This is a genomic window from Bacillus solitudinis (assembly GCF_002797395.1).
In the GTDB taxonomy this organism is placed as follows: Bacteria; Bacillota; Bacilli; order Bacillales; family Bacillaceae_D; genus Halalkalibacter_A; species Halalkalibacter_A solitudinis.
Window position 1 is genome coordinate 3,432,467 of sequence record NZ_KZ454943.1, and the last position, 20,689, is coordinate 3,453,155.

The window sequence follows — 20,689 nt, forward strand, 5'->3', positions numbered from 1 at the left end:
TTTTGTTCCGAGCCCTTGTGAAGACAGCCAAGTAAGTACTTGGCTTATTTTTTTGTGGCAAATCTCTTGAGATGTGCGAGTATAGACATACACACTTCTACATCTCCTTCGATATATTGAAAAGACTGTATGAATAAGGAGGAGAACGGATGAATCAAGAGAAACACACAATCAAGGAATGGGCTTTTAGTCTAGAACAGCTCTGGAATGAACATCGCTACCATATTGTGCAAGAGGTCGGTATTGAAAAAACGACTCCCTTTGATAATCATCTTAAAGAGTTACAAAATGAACTTCAAAAAGATGAAATGAGGAATGAAGAGAGGATTTCGCAACTTGCTAGAAATGTGTATGAGGTCTGGAATCAACTCGACGAAGAGCGTTTGAGAAAAAGTGACGGTGCTGTCCCAATCGGAGGTCACACCCTCCCACCACTTCCCTATAAATATGATGCCCTTGAACCTTATATTGCGCAGGAAATTATGCAACTCCACCATTTAAAGCATCATCAAAGCTACGTGGATGGATTAAATAAAGCTGAAAGACAGATGGAAGAAGCACGTCAAACAGGCGAATATGACCTGTTAAAGCATTGGGAGAGAGAAGCTGCTTTTCATGGAGCTGGCCATTATTTACATTCGATTTTCTGGGAAATCATGAGCCCAAAAGGTGGTGGGGAGCCAGTTGGCCAACTTGCTACACAAATTAATAAGGATTTTGGAAGCTTTCAAAAAATGAAAGAGCATTTCTCTAAAGCAGCAGAAGAAGTCGAAGGAGTAGGTTGGGCTTTTTTAGTCTGGTCTCCTCGCTCTCATCGCTTAGAAATTCTCCAAGCCGAAAAACATCAAAATTTATCTCAGCAAGATGTGATTCCTTTACTTGTTCTTGATGTATGGGAGCACGCTTATTATTTACAATATAAAAATGAACGGGAACCTTATATTAAAAACTGGTGGAATGTGGTTAATTGGCCCGTTGTTAATCAACGCTTTCAGAAAGCTCAAACCATACGTTGGAAGCCTTTCTAAACAAGAAGGTCCTAAAAAGGAAAACACCTTTTGGGACCTTCTTAGATTTAAAGGAAAGAACTCCCCTGGTTGTATTTCATGCCATTAAAGTTTTGCCTTTTGGTTTCTACTTTTACAGAGGCTACTATGTAGCTTTTCTTATTCCCCTATATTAAATAATGATAAAATATAAGCTTTAAAACTCTCCATACGACGATCCGCAGGTAGTTTGTCTGTACCTGCAATAATCATTGCAGTATTTGTGTCATTAATATGCAACCCACCATGTTCTCCTCCCCCCGTATAAACAGGTGATGCTTCTGATTTGAGTACATGCCCAGGTTTTGCCGTAACAATGAGTGGTCTTGAATGACTATGAAGTGCATGATAAAACTGTTTAAATACATTAGGATACTGTCCATAGTAGATTTGCTGCTTTGTATGGTTTAGCTCAACGTCTACAAGACTTACATCTCCATGTAACTGCCACGACTCTCCAAATTCATCAATCCAATTTCCATCTTTTTTTACCCTGATTTCCTGATTAAGTTGAGAGTTTGTTATAACCATCTCGTCCCCATCTAAATAAGCAATATGGTCAAGTCTAGTATCTGAAAGAATGGAAGGCAACAGCTCTTTCCAAGGTCTATCAATTAGACCTTGATACAAATACATCATGCGGTGATTGTTTGCAATAAAAAAGTCTGCGCTAGTCGGTTCATCTAAGAGAGGGGCAATAGTGTATGGTTCTAGCAGAGGTTCGACTTCAATGGCAGCCTCATTTTTATCGGCAAGTATCTTATCTTGTCCATGGTCTCCAAAGACGATAAAAATATTTTCATCGAGAGCTTTCTCCCAGTTATCATAACTATTTAAAATCTTTTGTAGGAAATAATCAGCTTCCCCCAAACCTTCAACGTAATCAGGGCCTTCATTATGGATTTTCTTATCTAAATCTGGAAGAAAGACCATAAGAAACTGGGGCTGTTCCTTCGATGAAATCAACTGTTCAACCACTTCGGTAGAATATTTATCATGAAAGCCATACCTTTGATACAATGTATCACTTAATGTTTTATTTTGAATGACCTTTGGTTTAACAGCTTGTCCCAAGGATAGAATATCCGGTCCTTTTGTCTTGTAAACCTTATCTCCTAGTACCCTATGCGCAGAAAAAGGGATTGTTATTATATGATCAGTCGGTCCACGGTAAATAAGGGTGTTCACAGCACCTGTTGTATGACCTTTTTCATGAAGTTTTTCAAAGATAGTTACAGTATCATCGCTAAGATGGGTATTATTTAAATGGTAGATGGTATTAGTAAGGGAATCGCCCATACCTAGTTTCCACATCCCTGGTATAGTTGATCCATAGTTAATCAGACGATTTTCATCCTCTTTATACCAAACAATTCCTGGTATTTGATGCACGTTTGGTTCCGCTCCTGTCATTAATGTACTTTCAATGACCACGGACATTGTAGGAAAAGGCGCAATAAAGTCAGGCACGTAATGTCCTTGTTTCATTAAATAGCTTAGAGCTGGAATTTTACCTTCAACCTGTGCTGATTGAACAAGATCGTCGGTCATCGAGTCGATTATAATGGCGATAACGTTTTTCTGAATAGAAGACGGATGCCCTCCTTGTAAGCTCGCTCCTTCAGGTTGCTTGTCTTGGCAAGCGACTAAAAAGAAACATACAAATAAAAATAATATCCATTGTTTCATTTAAAACACCTCTTAACTAGAGTATGTCTGGATTTCAAAACCATCTTCATCACGCCATTCAGCGTAAAGTACAGCGGTTGTTCCAGGTATTCCTCTTGCAATTAATTCATCGTTAAGCCACTCTTCTGTTTTCTTAAGTTGATGTAAGCTCTCAGTGATTACTTCACCATCGAGTATAAGTAAAATGGGCAAACTAACCAGACTATCAGGTATGTGTAAGTCCAGATTCCTAGGGGTGTCGTAAGGTTGCTTTCTCAAGACACTGACAGAACCATTCGTTTCTAAAACGCCGTACTCCACTTCACGGATCGAAAAGACTTCTTTTTCTCGCAGTAAATGTTGTAATTGATTTAAATCAAGTTTGTTCTTTTTTAGTTGTTCATATTGTATCTTCCCACCTGAAATCACAAGAGAAGGCTTACCTTCGAGAAAGGCTCTAGAACCTCTAAACTTCTGAGTGAGCATTTCAACGCTATAAATAAGGGTTCCCCAAAAAAAAACAGCATATAGCACGTAGGGTAAGCCAATTTCTTTATCATAAATAGCATTTCCGACAAGTTCTCCGAGGACTAGTGCTGAGATAAAGTCAAAAGGCGTTAACTGAGTAATTTGATTTTTACCGAGAAGCTTTGTAAGAGCAAGTAAAGCTAAGAACCCCATAAACAACTCAACAGTTAAAGCTAAAAAATTTGTATCCACTATAAGTCCCCTTTACTTAGACGAGTTATTTAGTATGTTGTACCAAGTGGGGCTTACTTATAAGTATCTCTTCCAAAAGGGATAGTATTCCCTTTGAACGACGCTAAAAAGGTGTCCAAAAGGTTAGACCATCTTTACCCTTGTGACACCCATCTTAAGTAAAATATTTTAGCTTCTCATTTCTTGCAGTAACAAATCTAGTTCTCGAAGAAGTTTAGTTGATGCAAGCCTCATTTGCGCAAGTTCTGAGCTGGAATCCTCAGGATGGCCTCTGAAAATTCGTTTGTATGTTTGATCTTGGCTAAGCCAATGAACCATAACATATTCATTAAAAAGCTGCCAAAATCGCTGAGTAGCAAGGAGTTCTTTTGAAGAGAGCATGCGTACTAATTCTTCTTTTGAATAACCATGAGTTAGTGGGGCTTCTTCGATCGCATAAGAATGAATCGACTTTTCCTGCTTATGAATAGCATCACGAATTTGATAAGCCAGTAAAAACAGATGGCTTCGTTTCTCATCTAGAAGTGCAGCATCTTCTTTTGTTTGAAGAAAAGATGTTTGTGTCTTAAGTATATTTATCTCTGTTTTTACATTTTGAAGGAGTTGTAGAATGGTTTTCTGTCTTATTGATAATTTAATGTTGAACCAACACGCGAGTAATACCATCACAAGAAAAGCTATTTCTACCACAACCAAAGCCCCCTTTCAATTTTTGAATTTCTTTATATTTTAACATGAATTTGTTTTTTGAAGAGTTTTTATAATGTTTTTTACCTGAATTTGTAACACATAATTTTGACGTTTCTTTCCATTCTAAAAAAGAAAAGAATCCCATTGAAGGAGGAGTACTAAATGACCGTTGTTAACAAAGTAAAACAAACAATTGCCGGTTTAAAGAGTGCACAAGCAAGTTTAGAGACGTTTTCATTGGAAACAGACAATCAACAAGCGAAACTTTTATTCCAACAAACGGCTCAGCAAACGCAAACCATTGTTGATGTTTTAGAGCCTCGCTTACAACAAATTGAGCAAGAAGAACCTCAATATAAATCCTAACGGGAAAAGGGGTCGATGTTTGATGCATCGGCTCTATCTATAACAGATAAAAGAGGTGAGGGTCATGAAGCGAGTGTTTACGTTATTTGCCTTAATAGGAATTACGTTTTTAGCTGGAGGGTGTCAGGTTGGTCAGGATAATAATGTTGGTCTTCTACAGGTTGGGGAGGAGGCTACTGTACCGCAAACTAAAGCGGATGAAGCGAAACAAATCACACTTTCAATGGATGAAGTAATAGAAGTAAAAGGTGTTCAACACGATAAAGACATCTACATAGTACCTCGTGTGAAACAATTTGATCGATTTCGATTAAATGGAATTCGTAAAGAAGCCCATGACCATATTAAGAAACGGTATCCTGAAGCAAATGTCCATGTATCAACAGACAAAAAGATTTTTATGGAATTTGAAAAACTAGAACAACAATTAATAAAGAATCAAATATCAGAAAAAGAGCTGAAAGATAAGGTGAAAGATTTAGAAGATAAAATGAAAGGGTAAGGAGGTGGAAAAACGCACATGTCATCAAATAAAAAGAAAAATTTAACACCAACTCAGCAGTCTTATCAAAAATTAGAAGCTAAATACGAAAAGAAACGTCCTGTTTTTAAAAATTGTATTCGGGCGTTTGTAATCGGGGGCCTTATCTGTGTTTTGGGGCAAGCGCTCCAAATGATGTATTATACTTTTTTTGATTTTACAGAAAGGTCGGCAGGTGATCCCACTGTCGCAACCCTTATTTTTCTTTCCGTGCTCCTTACTGGATTTGGGGTGTATGACAAATTCGCACAATTTTCTGGTGCAGGAACAGCGGTACCTGTTACAGGATTTGCAAATTCGGTTGCGGCGGCAGCGATTGAACATCGTACAGAAGGATATGTTCTTGGCGTTGGAGGAAATATTTTCAAACTAGCAGGATCGGTTATTGTGTTTGGAACAGTGGCGGCTTTTGTCATAGCATTAATTAAAACGTTATTTATTCAAGGGGGTTTTTAATATGCTACAAGGCCATCAATCATGGACCTTTGAGAAAAAGCCTGTTATCGTTTCGACGGGGACAGTCGGTGGACCTTTTGAGGCAAAAGGAATGTTAGCTGATGACTTTGATTTGTTTCATAAGGATCTTTGGCTTGAACAAGACTCCTTTGAAAAAGCACAGCGTGTACTCCTTGAAGAATCGATTACTCGTGCTATCGAAAAAGCAGAATTGCAGAATGAAGATATTCAATTTATGTTCGCAGGAGATTTAATCAATCAAATGACCCCTTCAAGTTTCGGGTCACGAACGCTTGGTATTCCTTATTTCGGGTTATTTGGTGCATGCTCGACTTCAATGGAAGGACTGGCCTTAGCGGCGTTTATAATTAATGCCCGTGGAGCTAACAATGTAGTTACCGCAGCTTCTAGCCATAACACAGCTACAGAAAAACAATTTCGTTATCCGACTGAATATGGAGGTCAAAAACCGCCAACTGCCCAATGGACGGTTACAGCTTCAGGCGCAGCGGTTCTGTCACAGAAAGGAATAGGACCTGTTGTGACATCTGCAACTATCGGTAAAGTCATTGATATGGGGATGGGCGATCCATTTAATATGGGCGGTGCCATGGCGCCAGCTGCAGCAGATACAATTGAAGCGCATTTTCGAGATTTGGATATTCCAACTAATCACTATGATTTAATTGTCACAGGAGATTTGGGAGAGATAGGCTTGCCGGTTGCGCATAAAATTTTGGAAGAAAGCGGCATAAAAATAAAGAAAGAGAAATTTAAGGATTGTGGATTAATGATTTATCGCGAAGGTCAGCAGGTTTTTGCGGGAGCGAGTGGACCTGGTTGCTCGGCATCGGTGACATACGGACATTTACTGAATCGAATGAACCGAGGAGAATTAAACCGTATATTAGTTGTTGCGACCGGGGCGCTTTTATCACCCCTTTCTTTTCAGCAACAAGAAACTATACCGTGTATTGCTCATGCTGTTTCGATTGAAGCGGGAGGTGTAGTCCAATGACCTTTTTATGGGCATTTATCGTTGGTGGACTTATTTGCGTAATTGGACAAATTATGTTGGATGTAATGAAGCTGACTCCTGCACACACAATGAGTACCCTAGTGGTCAGTGGTGCAATATTGGATGGCTTAGGACTTTATGAACCACTTATTGACTTTGCGGGGGCGGGTGCAACAGTACCAATTACAAGCTTTGGTAATTCATTAGTGCATGGAGCAATGGCTGAGGCAGAGGCAAATGGATTAATCGGGGTAGTAACTGGTATTTTTGAAGTAACAAGTGCAGGGATATCAGCTGCAATTATTTTCGGCTTTTTGGCATCGCTCATTTTTAGACCTAAAGGATAGGAGGATTAACAATGACCGTTGCATCACAGGTGAAAGGAACACTCATTACGTTAAAAGGGATAGAAGCTACTCTTTCTGAACTTGCACTTAAAGCAAAGGAAGAGGGAACCCATAAGGATTACCATCAAGCTGCATTAAAAACAAGGACCGTCATTACTGAAATGGAAAAACGAGTCGCATTTATTGAAAAAGAAGAGCCTCAGTATAAAGGAAATTAATGATTAGTTTTTTTATGTAGAAAGGAGTAGACTTATGCCTGGTTGGGTAGAGATTGCGTTACGAAGTTTTTTCGGTGTTATCTTACTTTGTGCGATAGCCAGAGGACTAGTTCGGAAACCTATCGGAGAGTCTTCTTATTTAGAATTTGGTCTTATCACAGGACTTACAGTCATTATAGCAGCCGGTTCCATCCAACTAGAAATTCCAATTGGGTTTCTGCTTATTTCGTTAGCTGTATGGGCTATAGTCGCTATACTGTTCGGAGTTCTTAGTGTAAAAAGTATTGGTTTTCGAACGATGATTTTTGGAAAAGGGATTCCGTTAATGAAGGATGGTAAGATTCTCGAAGACAATATGAAAAAACAGAAGGTAACGAGTGATGAATTATTACGCAAGCTTCGTACGAAAGGTGCCTTTCAATTTGCTGATGTTGAGTTCGCTTTACTTGAAGGAAATGGTGAGTTAAATGTCCTATTAAAAAAAGAACAACAACCTGTTTCAGCAAAAACGCTTGGGAAGATCGTTGCCCCGATCAAAGAGCCTGAAACAGTTATGATGGATGGTGTTGTCTTGGATGAATCCTTAGCTACAAGAGGGTTAAATCGTAATTGGTTAAAAACAGAACTTGGGAAAATGGATATTGCCCTTGAAAATGTCTACTTAGCTCAAGTTGATGATGATGGACAATTAACTGTCGATTTATTCGATGATCTCATTCAAGTTCCGAAACCAACACAGCTTCCGCAATTAGATGCAAGTTTAAAAAAAGTACAAGCTGATTTAGAGCAGTTTGTTCTCGATACGGATAATGAGCAGGCGAAACAACAATATATATGGTGTGCAGAGCAAATGAAGCAGGTTAAAGAAACTGTGAAACCGTATTTACAAACGTAATAACTGCGGTTAATGTTGGACGCGCTCAATCCGCTCATCTTGACGAGAAAAGGAAAAATATAATTCATCCTTGTTATTAATAGTGCATAGAAAGATATCTTCAAATCGAATAACCCCTTCGTCTTCAATACGATTGCGAAGGGTTTCTATATTTAAACCAAGGTCTTTTATCACTTCGTGTTGGATAATCCCCTCGATAATAATCGGATAAGAATCTAAATCCTCAATAGTAGGTAAGTTCTTTCCAGGTTTATTTAGGACGCTAATATTTCCGTTTGCTTCAATAATTGCAAGTTGGACATCATTGATATCAAAGACATTCTTTTGTCTTAACATTTGAAGAACGTTATCGATGGAATAGCGTATCGATTTTACATTGCCTACTAATAACTTCCCATCTTTCACAACAACTGTCGGTTCAAACGTAATCCATTTTCCAAAAGGGCGTACTCTAATTACTAATTTAGCAACAATTTTTTGAAAAAAACCAATCGCTACAATGGCAAACCCAGTGTGGACATGGCTAATTGACGGGTCCGCAATGTCTGCACCAGTAACCGAGGCTAACGTTACAATGATAAGGAAATCAAAGATAGGAACTTGCCCAATCGAGCGTTTTCCCATTACAAGTGTCATGACAAGAAGCAATGGGATAATCGTAATAATTCTTCCGAAAATAATAGCTAGCTCTGTAAGTAGCATACGTTCCTCCTTACTAAATAATGTAAGTATAGCCAATTTTAAATTGCGATAAACGTCATATCTTTCATTGTTCTGCATAGACTTGGCTAATAAAGAGACCAAGCATTATTCAAAGAAAAATCTGACAGGACGTGGATATGGATGATTAGAAAGTTTACGCTATTTATATTAGTTATCCTTCTTATCACTACTGCTTTGCCCTCGGAGGGAATAGCAGAGCAACGAAACTTCTCAGTTTCCGCTCAAGCAGCTGTTCTAATTGAAAAAGAGTCTGGAAGAGTCTTGTATGGAAAAAATGAGCACCAACCACTTAGAATCGCAAGCATAACGAAAATTATGACAGCGATATTAGCGGTTGAATCAGGAAAAGTGGATGAGCTCGTGACGGTATCTAAACGAGCAGCAGGGACAGAAGGATCCTCAATCTATTTGCGTGAGAATGAAAAAATAAAGCTTGAGGATTTAGTTTATGGCCTAATGCTACGTAGTGGAAATGATTCAGCTGTTGCGATTGCTGAACATGTGGGAGGTAGTTTAGAAGGCTTTGTTTATATGATGAATGAGAAAGCTGAAGAACTTGGTATGACTAAGACAATGTTTCAAAACCCTCATGGGCTTGATGATCATGAAGAGCATTATTCCACGGCCTATGATATGGCTTTGCTAACTAAATATGCAATGAATAATGAACACTATAAAGAAATCACATCAACAAAAACACACCGTGTCGAAGGTGAGCAAATTCGCGTCTGGAAAAATAAAAATCGTTTATTAACGGAGCTTTATAAATACTCGACAGGTGGAAAAACCGGTTATACAAAAAGAGCAAATCGCACGCTTGTCTCCACCGCTCAAAAGGATGACATGGACTTGATTGTTGTCACATTAAATGCCCCCAGTGATTGGCATGATCATATGAATCTATGTAATTGGGCATTTAATACATTTGAGGTAGACACGTTAATAAAGGAAGGAACATTTAGGGAAATCAAAGATGCATTTTATAAAGACCGCATCTTTGCACCATATTCTTTTGAATACCCACTAACGAATGCAGAACGTGAGATGGTAAAAAAAGAAATCTCTTTATACCGACCACCAACAGAAAGAAAGGGACAATTTATCCCACCTCAACCAGTCGGAAAAGTTAAGTTAACCCTTGCTGATAAAACGATTGCTGAAATTCCATTGTATTACGAAGCGCCTGAAATTGCAGAAAAGAAGTCTTTTTGGTCGAGATTTCTAGATATCTTTTCTTTAACAATCGGGGTGAAGCCTGTTGATAAATAAAATTTGGGTTAGTATGCTGGTTATTGGTATTATATTTGCAGGAATTAATGGCAAGATGGAAGAGATAAATGAAGCCGTCTTTGCTGGTGCTAAGGATGCTGTTACCATTTGTTTGGGATTAATTAGCATTCTTGTGTTTTGGCTAGGATTAATGAGAATTGCTCAAGTAGCAGGTCTATTAGTGGGACTTGCAAAGTTACTTCGGCCGATCGCGAGTCGATTATTTCCGGAGGTGCCTCCGAGTCATCCTGCCATGGGGTATATTCTTTCTAACATGACAGCAAATATATTTGGTTTAGGAAATGCCGCAACGCCAATGGGTATTAAGGCAATGGAGCAATTAAAAGTGTTAAATGACGGTAAAGATTCAGCTAGTCGTTCCATGATTACGTTACTTGCTGTAAATACGGCAAGTATTACATTAATCCCAACGACGGTTATCTCGATTCGAATGAGCTACGATTCAGTATCACCAACGGAAATTGTAGGCACGACCCTTTTAGCAACAACTTGTTCGACGATCGGTGCCATTTTAATCGATCGGTACTTCTATTACAGACGAGTTCGGAAAGGACATGTCTAAATGGGATGGATTACAGCTATTTCAATCTGGCTTATTCCATTGCTCATTGCATTTATTCTTATGTATGGTACCTATAAACGAGTTCCTACTTATGAAACTTTTGTCGAAGGAGCGAAAGAAGGATTTGGAATGGCTATTTCCATTATCCCTTATTTAGTTGGAATGCTTGTGGCTATCTCAGTGTTTCGGGCATCAGGTGCGATGGAGTTTTTTATTGAGCTAATAAAACCAGCCTTACAAGCTCTTGGTGTACCGTCTGAAATTGTTCCTCTTGCATTAATTAGACCAATATCTGGAACAGGCGCTCTCGGGATGACATCGGATTTAATTGCTACCTTTGGGCCAGATTCCTTTATCGGTCGACTTGCCTCGACAATGCAAGGAAGCACTGACACAACCTTGTATGTACTAACTGTTTATTTTGGTGCAGTAGGCATCAGAAAAATGGGAGATGCATTAAAGGTTGGTCTTTTAGCAGATTTAGTTGGCATAATTGCTTCAATCGTGATTGTTACGATCGTTTTTGGTATATAATAATGAATGGCTTTCTGAAACGTTTTATTCAGAAAGTCTTTTCTTATTTGTGCTATTATAGACAAGTTTCTTAGCTTGTTTATTAGTAAGTGGAAGAGTATGATATTACGTGAGGTGAGCAGAAATGGAACGGCTACAAAAAGTGATTGCCCAAGCAGGCATAACATCACGTCGTAAAGCAGAAGAATTAATGATTGAAGGAAAAGTTACAGTGAACGGAAAGGTTGTTCGAGAGCTCGGAGTAAAAGTAACACCAAATAAAGACAAAATTGAAGTGAATGGTGTTCCGATTGATCGCGAAGAACCTGTCTATTACTTGCTGTACAAGCCCAGTGGTGTCATCTCTAGTGTTAGTGATGATAAAGGGAGAAAGGTTGTTACTGATTTTGTTCAAGAAATCGAGCAGCGGCTCTTTCCTGTGGGAAGACTGGATTACGACACTTCAGGACTAATTTTATTAACAAATGATGGAGAATTTGCAAATATACTAATGCATCCAAAATATAAAATCGAAAAAACATATGTGGCAAAAGTAAAAGGGATTCCATCAAGAGACGAGTTGAAAAAGCTTCAATATGGAATTATGCTCGAAGATGGTAAAACCGCTCCTGCTAAAGTGAAGTTGATGTCAATGGATAAGAAAAAGCAAACCTCGATTGTGCGTTTAACGATACATGAGGGGCGCAATCGTCAAGTTCGTCGAATGTTCGATGCAATTGGACATTCGGTGATAAAGTTAAAGCGTGAGGAATATAGTTTTCTTAATTTACGTGGTTTAAATCCAGGCGATGCCAGGCAGTTAAAACCAATAGAAGTTAAGCATTTACGAGAATTAGCTGTCACGAAACCGTCATAAAACATAGCTATTTTCCTAAGCTTTCAACGTTATAATGAAGCTGAGATAGTCAGCTTTCATTTGAGAAGAAACAATAAAGTTTTTTGAAGTCAAAGAAGGGCAATGGCTCCGCACACTGTGCGTCCTATATTAGTAGGGCGCTTGTCGTGGACTTAAACCATAACAGTGGCTCCGCACATTGCTTCTTAAGAAAAGGCTGTTGTACAGCTTTTCTTATTAGGAGGGTGTAAGGCATGAAACAAAAGCGTTTATTTATGAGGACAACAATCCTTGCTATTATTGCAGTTGCTTTAGGCTACACTTTTTACTCAAACTTTATTGCTGATCATAGTGTAGCTCAAGCTGGAAATGATTCGGTTAACTTTGTATTAAAGGATTTAGAAGGGGAGCGAATTGAATTAAATGATTTACAAGGAAAGGGTGTGTTCTTAAACTTTTGGGGAACGTATTGCCCGCCTTGTGAAAAAGAAATGCCTTATATGGAAAGCTTGTATTCCGAGTATAAGGAAAAGGGTGTCGAAATTGTCGCTGTTAATGTAAACGAACCAGAGTTAACAGTCCAGCGTTTTGTTGAGCGATATAGCCTCTCATTCCCTGTGGTGATTGATAAGGGAATGAAAGTTAGTGATGCATATGGCATTAGTCCATTGCCCACTACGATTTTAATTGATGAGCAAGGAACGATTGTTCATGTTCATAAGGGTGGAATGACGGAACAAATGGTGAAAGACTTTATGGAGAAAATAATACCTGGTTCATAATTGAGGTGCTTTAGAATGGATAAGGTAATTTGTGAATGTGGCCATGAAAATCCTTATGGTACAGAAATGTGTGGATCCTGTGGGAAGCCTCTTGCAGAGTCCGATAGTAAATCAGGTGTTTTAAACATGAAGTATGAAGGGGTAGCTAGACGTTCTCAAACGTATACAACAACGTTCATTGATAAGATATGGATGTTTTTCTCTTCAGTGAAGGTTGGAATTTGGATTATCGTTCTAACGCTATTGGCTTCATCGCTCGGGACGATTTTCCCTCAGCAAATGTATATTCCCCCATCTGTAAATCCAGCACAGCATTATGCTGATGAATATGGCTTTGCTGGTCAACTTTATTATCAATTAGGTTTTCATAATTTGTATGGATCTTGGTGGTACATGCTACTTATCGCGTCTCTAGGTATCTCGCTCATTATTGCGAGTTTGGATCGAGTGGTACCCCTTTATCGTGCCCTAAAATATCAAAGGGTTACACGTCATCCGAATTTTCTTAAGCGACAGCGCGTTTTTGGAATGTCAAAGGCAGACGATGTAGATGGAACACTCACTATAGTAAAAACAAAGTTGAAAGAAAAAAATTACCGTGTTTCAGAGGAAAATGGTCAGGTTGTTGCAGAGAAAGGACGATTCGCAAGATGGGGTCCCTATATTAATCATGTTGGATTAATTATTTTTCTTATTGGCTGTATGTTACGGTATTTCCCAGGAATGTATGTCGATTCTCATTTGTGGATTCGCGAAGGAGAAATGAATGTCGTGCCGGGGACAGATTCCCAGTATTACGTGGAGAATGAGCGTTTTCTTGTAGAGCTTTATGATGAAAATGATGAGCGATTCTCAGATGCTCTTAAGCGAGCAGGTAGCCCTGTTGTGAAAACCTATCAGACAGATGCCGTACTTTATAAACGTGCGCAAGCAGGAACGGTAGGGGAAGAGACAGATTTACTTGAAATTGACAGACATAAGATCCGTGTTAATGATCCGTTGAAGTTTGAAGGAATGGCCCTTTATCAAGTTGATTATAAGCTTCATGAGTTAAATGTGATGAGTTTCACTATTGAAAATAAAGAAACTGGTGAGCAATTTGGTAGACTAGACATTGATTTATTTGATCCTGAACCTGTGTATGATTTAGGGGAGGGATACCGGATCGAAATTCGTCAATATTTTCAAGACTATTATTTGAACGAAGACAATGTTCCGTCAACTCGGTCAAAAATTCCTGATAATCCTGTGTTTATTTTTGAAATGTTTACACCTGACACACCAGAAGGGGAGATAAGCTTTGTTGGAATCCGTCAAAATTTAGAACCCTTAGGAGAAAATGATTATAAGATGACATTTCTTGATGTTGAAACGAAACATGTGACAGCATTAACGGTTAGAAAAGACTTAACCTTACCATTTTTGATTGCCGGTGGTGTAATATTTATGATTGGACTTATCCAAGGTTCCTACTGGGCACACCGTCGAATTTGGATACAGCAAATTAATGGTGAAATTTGGATTGCAGGACATACAAATAAAAATTATTTAAGCTTAAAAAAAGAGATTGAGTATTCCATTTCGGATACACAATTGGAGGTTCCTCGTGATCAAGTGGAGGACGAAGAGAAGAAAGATATTTGATGTTAGGAGGTTAATCAATGGCAGCACTTAGTAGTAATTTATTGTTAGTTGCCTTTTTCCTATATCTTGGCGCGACCATTTGCTTTGCGGTATCTGTTACCGGAAAGAAGTGGCGTAACAAAGAAGGGGAAATGAAGGGAAATAGATGGGGTCTTTTTGGCTTTATTTTCTCGATTGCTGCATTCTTAAGTGCAATGGGTTATTTCTTTACTCGTTGGAGTGTTTCTGGACATGCTCCAGTCAGTAATATGTTTGAGTATATGACCTTTTTAGGGATTGCGATGGGGTTTGGCTTCATAATTATTCATTCGATTTACCGTACTAATGTATTAGGTCTATTTACGATGCCTGTTGTTATGTTAATTATTGCATATGCATCGATGTTTCCAAGTGAGGTTGCTCCATTAATTCCTGCCTTACAAAGTTATTGGTTAAAAATCCATGTGACAACAACGGCATTGGGACAAGGTATTCTATCAATTGGCTTTGCTGCAGGTCTAATTTACTTGATTAGAACCATTGACTTTACGAAATCGAACAAACAAACAAGAGCTTTAGAGTTCATCATGTATTCATTATTAAGTTTAGTTGGATTTATTATTATTGTTTCTACGTTTAGTGCACTAAATTACGAAGCAACATTCAATTATTTTAATGAAAATGCTGTTGAAGCACAAGTCACATACCATTTACCTGCTATTATTGGGCCTCATGAAGGCGTACTTTTAACGGAAAATGTGATGGCGCCCTTTTTCCAAGCGCCAGCAATTATTCGTAGTGATGATTTAAATACAGTGGTTTGGTCATTATTAACAGGTCTACTGTTATATTTCCTTCTACGATTGGTTTTACGCAAACGAATTGGTGCAGCCATTCAACCGATTCTTAAAAACGTCAGTCCACAATCGGTCGATGAAGTTAGCTACCGTGCCATTGCGATTGGTTTTCCTATTTTCACACTTGGTGGCCTAATTTTTGCGATGATTTGGGCACAAATTGCATGGACTCGCTTTTGGGGTTGGGATCCGAAAGAAGTATGGGCTTTAATTACATTCTTGTTCTATGCAGCGTATTTACACTTACGGTTGTCAAAAGGATGGCATAGTGAAAAGTCAGCATGGTTATGCGTCATTGGATTTGCTATTATCATGTTTAATCTCGTATTTGTTAATCTTGTCATTGCTGGTCTTCATTCCTATGCATAATCATAAACCCTCGCTTAATGCGAGGGTTTTAACGCTTCATTATTTTATCTCAAAATGTAATGCTGTCGAATGTGATACACTAAAAAAAATATTCGTTTTACATAAGGAGGCGGATTCAAATGGAAAAAGAAGCAAGAATTCTTGTCGTTGATGATGAAGATCGTATTCGACGCTTATTAAAGATGTATTTAGAGCGAGAAAACTATGAAGTATTTGAGGCTGAAAATGGTGAAAAGGCCTTGGAATTAGCGCTAACGGATGAATTTGATTTAATTTTACTGGATATCATGATGCCAGGAATGGATGGTATAGAAGTTTGCCAAGAATTGCGGAAAACAAAAGCAACTCCGGTGATGATGTTAACAGCTAAGGGAGAAGAAGCAAATCGTGTACAAGGCTTTGAAGTAGGAACTGATGATTATATTGTAAAACCATTCAGCCCAAGAGAAGTAGTTCTACGGGTGAAAGCATTACTGCGACGGTCATCAACCACGAAGTTTCTACAAACTGATACACAAGCAAAGGATGTTCTCGTTTTTCAGCATTTAACGATTGATAATGATGCTCATCGGGTGACGGTCTCAGGTGACATTATTAATTTAACGCCAAAAGAGTATGAGCTATTACATTACTTAGCCCAATCTCCAGATAAGGTGTTTTCAAGAGAACAATTATTAAAAGATGTCTGGAATTATGACTTTTTTGGTGATTTAAGAACAGTAGATACTCATATCAAACGTCTCCGCGAAAAACTAAACCGTGTATCACCAGAAGCTGCTATGATGATATCTACGGTTTGGGGAGTAGGATATAAGTTTGAGGCTTTGAAAGAATAATGTTATGGAGTAGTGTCGTTGGTAAGCTTTGGGTTACGATATTACTGCTAGTCTCTGTTGTACTGACAATTTTAATGGTTATGCTTCTTCAATCTTTTGAACGATTTCATATTAATGAGGCAGAATCAAAACTAATTAGTCAAGCAAATATGATTTCGGCTATGTTTGATGCGTATGATGAACAGGATTATGTTTATCGTACGCTTTCGCTCTATGAAGATTCGCTTACAGCCCATGTTGTGATCGTTGTTGAAGGGGAAAAGATTTGGAGTACGGATGATATGGAAGCATATCAAGTCCCTTTAGATACCTTTTATACAGACCCAGTTCTTTCCGGAGTTTTTGAAGGGAAACAGGCCGTTGTCACAGAAGGGGACTTTCCTTTCATTGGTGAGGGTGAGGAGGTTCATAATGGAATTATGATCGTGGGTGTACCTATTCAACCCGAACGACTTGAGGGTAGTGCAGTATTCTTATATCAGTCCTTGTCAGCAATAGAAGAAACGTCTCAGGAAACGAGAAAAATTGTTTATTTTTCAGCAGCGATTGCTTTAGTGTTAACAACTGTATTTGCCTTTTTCCTATCTTCAAGAGTAACAGCGCCTTTACGAAAAATGCGCCAGGTTGCACTTGAGGTTGCACAAGGAAAGTTTAATACGAAAGTACCTATCCTCACACATGATGAGATTGGTCAACTCGCCATTGCATTTAATCGAATGGGACGAGAGTTAAATAGAAATATTAACGAACTAAATCAAGAAAAAGAACAGCTTTCTCGCATTCTTGTCAGTATGGCAGATGGCGTGATAACATTGGACCGAAAAGGAGAGGTGGTTGTAGCCAATCCTCCTGCGGAACGTTTTTTTCAATCATGGTTTTATGAACAAGGAATGACAGAACAATCGTCACAAAGGCTCCCTGAAGCTGTTCAAAAACTTTATGAGCAAGTTGTTTTGCTTGAAAAAGAACAGATGACGGAAATTGATGTCCAGGGCAGAAGTTGGGCAATTCTGATGACTCCTTTGTATGATCGGGATTATGTTCGTGGTGCTGTCGCTGTCATCCGAGATATGACTGAAGAAAGACGTCATGATAAGCTTCGAAAGGATTTTATCGCTAATGTGTCTCATGAGCTTCGTACACCAATTTCAATGCTACAAGGATACAGTGAAGCAATCATTGATGATATCGCGGGTTCCGATGAGGACAAGAAGGAAATCGCAAAAATTATTTATGATGAATCATTACGAATGGGACGTCTTGTTAATGAACTTCTGGATCTAGCTAGAATGGAATCAGGTCACATTGAATTGAACTTGGAGTCAGTAGAATTACGTCCTTTCACGGAACGAATTGTCCGAAAGTTCCAAGGTTATGCACGGGAACAAGGTGTTGAGCTAAGTTATGATATCCAAACAGAAATAAGCGATCAAGCTTTTATTGATCCTGACCGAATGGAGCAGGTGTTAACCAACTTAATTCATAACGCAATTCGGCATACTGCTGAAAAAGGTGTAGTCCGATTAGTGGTCATAGAAAGTGAACAGGGTACCCGGTATGAAGTTATTGATAACGGCTCGGGCATCCCTGAAGAAGACCTGCCATACGTATTTGAGCGCTTTTATAAAGCAGATAAGGCACGTACTCGTGGTAAAGGTGGCACAGGGCTTGGTTTAGCTATTGCAAAAAATATTGTCGATGCTCATAACGGAACAATCTCCGTCCATAGCAAAATGAATGAAGGAACGACATTTTCCTTCTTCTTGCCTCACAATCTAGGAGAAAATAGCGATTAATATTGTTCCATAAGAAACATTTGTTAAGGTATCTAACGTTTTTTGACCTTTATGTTTACTAAAAATCATGTATAATAAGAATACTTATTCAAAATTTCTTATAGCTACTATCTGGGTCATTCTTTTTTAGGATGATAATAGGGAAGTTGGTGTAAATCCAACACGGTCCCGCCACTGTAATTGCTAGGAATCTTCAGAACTCACTGTCTTTTTAGACGGGAAGGGGAAGATTTTGTTACGCATAAGTCAGGAGACCTGCCTAGATAATTGTGTGAAACCTTCGAGGAAAAGGGGAAGCAGTCAACTGTACAAAAGTATAGTTATGACTTCTTTTGCTGTGTTTAGTAAGCACTCCTATAGGTAGGGGTGTTTTTTTTGTAGGCTATGACTATGAAGATTACCAGAGAAAGAATAGTTTATTAGTTTTAAATCGAGACGAGAACAGCTAGAAGATTTATGACAGAATAAGAATGAAAAGAAAAAGGTGGAAGAAAAGATGAAACAAGTAAAATTTTGGTTGATGGCACTATTTGTAGCTATTTTTATGGTTGCATGCGGAACAACGTCTGAGGACGCTGGGCAAGTGGCTGATGAAAATCAAGCAGACCAAGTGGAAGAAACAGACACGATCGAGATGGAAGAACCAGAAAATCTCTATCCGCTAACCATGCAAGATGCACTTGGTGATGAGGTGACGATTGAAGCGAAACCTGAGCGGATGGTCTCATTAATCCCAAGTATTACTGAAACTATCTTTGCTCTTGAACAAGGTGAGTATGTTGTTGGTCGTACGGATTGGGATAACTATCCTGAAGAAGTAAATGAAATTGAAACAGTTGGTGGGATGGACTTTGACATTGAGAAAGTTATTTCTCTTAATCCAGATTTAGTATTAACTCATGAATCAGGAGCTCACAGTACAGCTGATGGGATGGAGCAACTTCGTCAAGCCGGAATTACGGTGTTAGTCGTTAATAGTGCTGAAACGATTGAGGAAGTGTACGAATCAATTAACTTAGTCGGACAAGCTACAGCTTCTCAAAGTAAAGCAGATGAGCTAATCGAGAAGATGCGAGCAACAATGGAAGAATTTGAAAAGAAAGCTAGTGAAATTCCTGAAGAAGATCGTATGAAGGTATGGGTTGAGATTTCACCTGATTTATATACAAGCGGTCAAGGAACGTTCATGCATGAAATGATCACCATCCTAAATGCAACAAATGCCGCTGAAGAGCAGCAAGGATGGGTTCAATTTACTGAAGAGGAAGCCGTTGCTTTTAATGCGGATGTAATCATTACGACATACGGGGGATATGAAGAAGAACACCCAAGTGAAACCATTAAGCAACGTTCGGCGTGGAAGGATATTCCAGCTGTCGTAAATGAACGAATTTACGATGTGGATCCTGATACCGTCACACGGCCAGGTCCACGTTTAGCAGAAGGAGTCGAGCATCTTGCAGCAGCTATTTATCCAGAGGTCTTTGGCGAATAAATATGTCGCTGCGTACGTCATTGTTATGGCGTTTTGCATTGTCGCACTTATTGTAAGTATCGGTCAGGGAAGTGTTGAGCTTCCCTTTTCAACCGTTTTACTTATTCTTCTAAAAGAGGGCTTTAACTTGCCAATCGATGCAATCATCGACCCGATGTATGTGAATATTGTGATGGAGATCCGTTTGCCGCGTGTGTTGCTTGCGATGTTTGTTGGTGCTTGTTTATCACTTGCAGGTGCAGCTTTTCAAGGATTCTTAAAAAATCCGCTAGCGGATCCCTACACACTTGGCGTGTCATCTGGCGCAGCTGTCGGGGCGGTTGTTGTGTTGTTTTTTGGGATCACCTTACCGGTTATCGGAAGGTTTACTCTTCCTTTTGCAAGTGTTGTTACTGGTTTTACAACGTTATTTATCGTAATAACTTTTGCAAGAATGGTCCAACGATCGATGGCAACAGAAACAATTATACTAGCAGGGATTATTTTTAGTTCCTTTTTAGGTGCGTTTATCTCATTGATGATTTCCCTAACTGGGGATGAACTGAGACAAATTGTGAACTGGTTAATGGGGAGTGTTGCAATGCGAGGATGGTCCTATTTATGGATGATTATCCCTTGTTTTGTGATTGGGTTTACCCTTTTGTTTTTTAGCCGTCATGAGTTAAATGCCCTTTCGTTTGGGGAAGAGACCGCTAGAGCTCTTGGTGTTAATATTGGGTTCCGGAAAATGACAATTTTACTTGGAGCAACAATTGTAACTGGTGGGGCAGTGGCTGTATCTGGAACGATTGGATTTGTCGGTCTAGTCATTCCTCATTTAACACGTTTATTGTGGGGAGCAGATCATCGACATCTTTTGCCGCTATCGATGTTTATTGGTGCTGGATTTTTAGCTTTAGCTGATTTAGTGGCAAGAACATTACTTGCGCCAACGGAGTTACCTATCGGTGTTGTGACAGCAATAATTGGTGCCCCTATATTCGGGTTGATTTTACTTAGACAACGTCGTAAAGCTTAAGAGG

Annotated in this window: 23 protein-coding genes and 1 riboswitch; of the genes, 19 read left to right on the forward strand and 4 right to left on the reverse strand. The window is 38.9% G+C overall.

Annotation, left to right across the window (positions count from 1 at the left end):
* Positions 1-149 precede the first annotated feature (149 nt).
* Entirely contained in the window at positions 150-1,028 is an 879-nt protein-coding gene (locus CEF19_RS16860) for a superoxide dismutase (RefSeq protein WP_100407130.1), read from the forward strand.
* A 138-nt stretch (positions 1,029-1,166) separates the two neighbouring features.
* On the opposite strand, the gene CEF19_RS16865 is transcribed toward CEF19_RS16860, so the two are convergent.
* The 3 genes from CEF19_RS16865 to CEF19_RS16875 all read right to left on the reverse strand — a co-directional run bounded on the left by CEF19_RS16865 (position 1,167) and on the right by CEF19_RS16875 (position 4,124).
* On the reverse strand, positions 1,167-2,735 hold the full coding sequence (locus CEF19_RS16865; RefSeq protein ID WP_100407131.1) for an alkaline phosphatase family protein: 1,569 nt from the start codon (positions 2,733-2,735) through the stop codon (positions 1,167-1,169).
* 12 nt (positions 2,736-2,747) lie between these two features.
* Positions 2,748-3,434 carry a DUF421 domain-containing protein gene (locus CEF19_RS16870; protein WP_100407132.1) on the reverse strand — a complete coding sequence of 229 codons (687 nt, stop codon included), beginning with the start codon at positions 3,432-3,434 and terminating at the stop codon, positions 2,748-2,750.
* A gap of 168 nt (positions 3,435-3,602) precedes the next feature.
* Positions 3,603-4,124: a hypothetical protein gene (locus CEF19_RS16875; RefSeq protein ID WP_100407133.1), complete on the reverse strand. Its 522-nt coding sequence runs from the start codon at positions 4,122-4,124 to the stop codon at positions 3,603-3,605.
* A gap of 162 nt (positions 4,125-4,286) precedes the next feature.
* On the opposite strand from CEF19_RS16875, the gene CEF19_RS16880 reads away from it, so the two are divergent.
* The 7 genes from CEF19_RS16880 (at position 4,287) to CEF19_RS16910 (ending at position 7,965) form a co-directional block, all read left to right on the forward strand.
* Positions 4,287-4,490 carry a DUF1657 domain-containing protein gene (locus CEF19_RS16880; RefSeq protein ID WP_100407134.1) on the forward strand — a complete coding sequence of 68 codons (204 nt, stop codon included), beginning with the start codon at positions 4,287-4,289 and terminating at the stop codon, positions 4,488-4,490.
* A gap of 64 nt (positions 4,491-4,554) precedes the next feature.
* On the forward strand, positions 4,555-4,992 hold the full coding sequence (locus CEF19_RS16885; RefSeq protein ID WP_157800989.1) for a YhcN/YlaJ family sporulation lipoprotein: 438 nt from the start codon (positions 4,555-4,557) through the stop codon (positions 4,990-4,992).
* 18 nt (positions 4,993-5,010) lie between these two features.
* A complete protein-coding gene (spoVAC, locus tag CEF19_RS16890) occupies positions 5,011-5,487 on the forward strand; it encodes a stage V sporulation protein AC (RefSeq protein WP_100407135.1) in 477 nt (158 codons plus the stop codon).
* Position 5,488: 1 nt separating this feature from the next.
* Positions 5,489-6,505 carry a stage V sporulation protein AD gene (gene spoVAD, locus CEF19_RS16895; RefSeq protein ID WP_100407136.1) on the forward strand — a complete coding sequence of 339 codons (1,017 nt, stop codon included), beginning with the start codon at positions 5,489-5,491 and terminating at the stop codon, positions 6,503-6,505.
* Entirely contained in the window at positions 6,502-6,852 is a 351-nt protein-coding gene (gene spoVAE / locus CEF19_RS16900) for a stage V sporulation protein AE (RefSeq protein ID WP_100407137.1), read from the forward strand. Before spoVAD ends, spoVAE begins: the two co-directional genes overlap by 4 nt.
* 11 nt (positions 6,853-6,863) lie before the next feature.
* Positions 6,864-7,070, forward strand: a complete 207-nt coding sequence (locus tag CEF19_RS16905) for a DUF1657 domain-containing protein (protein WP_100407138.1) — start codon at positions 6,864-6,866, stop codon at positions 7,068-7,070.
* 34 nt (positions 7,071-7,104) lie between these two features.
* Positions 7,105-7,965, forward strand: coding sequence for a DUF421 domain-containing protein (locus CEF19_RS16910; RefSeq protein WP_100407139.1), 861 nt, complete (start codon positions 7,105-7,107; stop codon positions 7,963-7,965).
* 9 nt (positions 7,966-7,974) lie between these two features.
* Here the strand turns inward: CEF19_RS16910 and CEF19_RS16915 are convergent, their stop codons facing one another.
* Positions 7,975-8,667 (reverse strand): DUF421 domain-containing protein, encoded by a 693-nt coding sequence (locus tag CEF19_RS16915; RefSeq protein ID WP_100407140.1) that lies wholly within the window; start codon positions 8,665-8,667, stop codon positions 7,975-7,977.
* Positions 8,668-8,808: 141 nt separating this feature from the next.
* Here CEF19_RS16915 and CEF19_RS16920 point away from each other — a divergent pair, with 141 nt between their 5' ends.
* The 11 genes from CEF19_RS16920 (at position 8,809) to CEF19_RS16970 (ending at position 20,685) form a co-directional block, all read left to right on the forward strand.
* Positions 8,809-9,957, forward strand: a complete 1,149-nt coding sequence (locus CEF19_RS16920; RefSeq protein ID WP_100407141.1) for a D-alanyl-D-alanine carboxypeptidase family protein — start codon at positions 8,809-8,811, stop codon at positions 9,955-9,957.
* Positions 9,947-10,540, forward strand: a complete 594-nt coding sequence (locus tag CEF19_RS16925; protein ID WP_100407142.1) for a nucleoside recognition domain-containing protein — start codon at positions 9,947-9,949, stop codon at positions 10,538-10,540. Before CEF19_RS16920 ends, CEF19_RS16925 begins: the two co-directional genes overlap by 11 nt.
* Positions 10,541-11,074: a spore maturation protein gene (locus tag CEF19_RS16930; protein ID WP_100407143.1), complete on the forward strand. Its 534-nt coding sequence runs from the start codon at positions 10,541-10,543 to the stop codon at positions 11,072-11,074.
* 124 nt (positions 11,075-11,198) lie between these two features.
* Complete coding sequence (gene rluB, locus CEF19_RS16935) at positions 11,199-11,930, forward strand: 23S rRNA pseudouridine(2605) synthase RluB (protein WP_100407144.1); 732 nt, start codon at positions 11,199-11,201, stop codon at positions 11,928-11,930.
* 233 nt (positions 11,931-12,163) lie between these two features.
* Positions 12,164-12,691 (forward strand): thiol-disulfide oxidoreductase ResA, encoded by a 528-nt coding sequence (resA, locus tag CEF19_RS16940; protein WP_100407145.1) that lies wholly within the window; start codon positions 12,164-12,166, stop codon positions 12,689-12,691.
* 15 nt (positions 12,692-12,706) lie between these two features.
* On the forward strand, positions 12,707-14,335 hold the full coding sequence (resB, locus tag CEF19_RS16945; RefSeq protein WP_100407146.1) for a cytochrome c biogenesis protein ResB: 1,629 nt from the start codon (positions 12,707-12,709) through the stop codon (positions 14,333-14,335).
* 17 nt (positions 14,336-14,352) lie between these two features.
* A complete protein-coding gene (gene ccsB, locus CEF19_RS16950; RefSeq protein WP_100407147.1) occupies positions 14,353-15,540 on the forward strand; it encodes a c-type cytochrome biogenesis protein CcsB in 1,188 nt (395 codons plus the stop codon).
* A 119-nt stretch (positions 15,541-15,659) separates the two neighbouring features.
* A complete protein-coding gene (locus tag CEF19_RS16955; RefSeq protein WP_100407148.1) occupies positions 15,660-16,376 on the forward strand; it encodes a response regulator transcription factor in 717 nt (238 codons plus the stop codon).
* Entirely contained in the window at positions 16,376-18,172 is a 1,797-nt protein-coding gene (locus CEF19_RS16960) for an ATP-binding protein (RefSeq protein ID WP_100407149.1), read from the forward strand. The genes CEF19_RS16955 and CEF19_RS16960 overlap by 1 nt, the downstream gene beginning before the upstream one ends.
* A 96-nt stretch (positions 18,173-18,268) precedes the next feature.
* Positions 18,269-18,449: riboswitch (cobalamin riboswitch) on the forward strand.
* 219 nt (positions 18,450-18,668) lie between these two features.
* Positions 18,669-19,667, forward strand: a complete 999-nt coding sequence (locus CEF19_RS16965; protein ID WP_100407150.1) for an ABC transporter substrate-binding protein — start codon at positions 18,669-18,671, stop codon at positions 19,665-19,667.
* Positions 19,630-20,685 (forward strand): FecCD family ABC transporter permease, encoded by a 1,056-nt coding sequence (locus CEF19_RS16970; RefSeq protein ID WP_100407151.1) that lies wholly within the window; start codon positions 19,630-19,632, stop codon positions 20,683-20,685. Before CEF19_RS16965 ends, CEF19_RS16970 begins: the two co-directional genes overlap by 38 nt.
* Positions 20,686-20,689 lie beyond the last annotated feature (4 nt).

Bases quoted from the DNA above. Each gene is read 5' to 3' on its own strand.
- spoVAE (WP_100407137.1), top strand. From the start codon at position 6,502: ATGACCTTTTTATGGGCATTTATCGTTGGTGGACTTATTTGCGTAATT.
- CEF19_RS16930 (WP_100407143.1), top strand. From the start codon at position 10,541: ATGGGATGGATTACAGCTATTTCAATCTGGCTTATTCCATTGCTCATT.
- resB (WP_100407146.1), top strand. From the start codon at position 12,707: ATGGATAAGGTAATTTGTGAATGTGGCCATGAAAATCCTTATGGTACA.
- CEF19_RS16880 (WP_100407134.1), top strand. From the start codon at position 4,287: ATGACCGTTGTTAACAAAGTAAAACAAACAATTGCCGGTTTAAAGAGT.
- CEF19_RS16955 (WP_100407148.1), top strand. From the start codon at position 15,660: ATGGAAAAAGAAGCAAGAATTCTTGTCGTTGATGATGAAGATCGTATT.
- CEF19_RS16885 (WP_157800989.1), top strand. From the start codon at position 4,555: ATGAAGCGAGTGTTTACGTTATTTGCCTTAATAGGAATTACGTTTTTA.
- CEF19_RS16860 (WP_100407130.1), top strand. From the start codon at position 150: ATGAATCAAGAGAAACACACAATCAAGGAATGGGCTTTTAGTCTAGAA.
- ccsB (WP_100407147.1), top strand. From the start codon at position 14,353: ATGGCAGCACTTAGTAGTAATTTATTGTTAGTTGCCTTTTTCCTATAT.
- rluB (WP_100407144.1), top strand. From the start codon at position 11,199: ATGGAACGGCTACAAAAAGTGATTGCCCAAGCAGGCATAACATCACGT.
- CEF19_RS16910 (WP_100407139.1), top strand. From the start codon at position 7,105: ATGCCTGGTTGGGTAGAGATTGCGTTACGAAGTTTTTTCGGTGTTATC.
- CEF19_RS16905 (WP_100407138.1), top strand. From the start codon at position 6,864: ATGACCGTTGCATCACAGGTGAAAGGAACACTCATTACGTTAAAAGGG.
- CEF19_RS16915 (WP_100407140.1), bottom strand. From the start codon at position 8,667: ATGCTACTTACAGAGCTAGCTATTATTTTCGGAAGAATTATTACGATT.
- CEF19_RS16960 (WP_100407149.1), top strand. From the start codon at position 16,376: ATGTTATGGAGTAGTGTCGTTGGTAAGCTTTGGGTTACGATATTACTG.
- spoVAD (WP_100407136.1), top strand. From the start codon at position 5,489: ATGCTACAAGGCCATCAATCATGGACCTTTGAGAAAAAGCCTGTTATC.
- CEF19_RS16865 (WP_100407131.1), bottom strand. From the start codon at position 2,735: ATGAAACAATGGATATTATTTTTATTTGTATGTTTCTTTTTAGTCGCT.
- CEF19_RS16920 (WP_100407141.1), top strand. From the start codon at position 8,809: ATGATTAGAAAGTTTACGCTATTTATATTAGTTATCCTTCTTATCACT.
- resA (WP_100407145.1), top strand. From the start codon at position 12,164: ATGAAACAAAAGCGTTTATTTATGAGGACAACAATCCTTGCTATTATT.
- CEF19_RS16965 (WP_100407150.1), top strand. From the start codon at position 18,669: ATGAAACAAGTAAAATTTTGGTTGATGGCACTATTTGTAGCTATTTTT.
- spoVAC (WP_100407135.1), top strand. From the start codon at position 5,011: ATGTCATCAAATAAAAAGAAAAATTTAACACCAACTCAGCAGTCTTAT.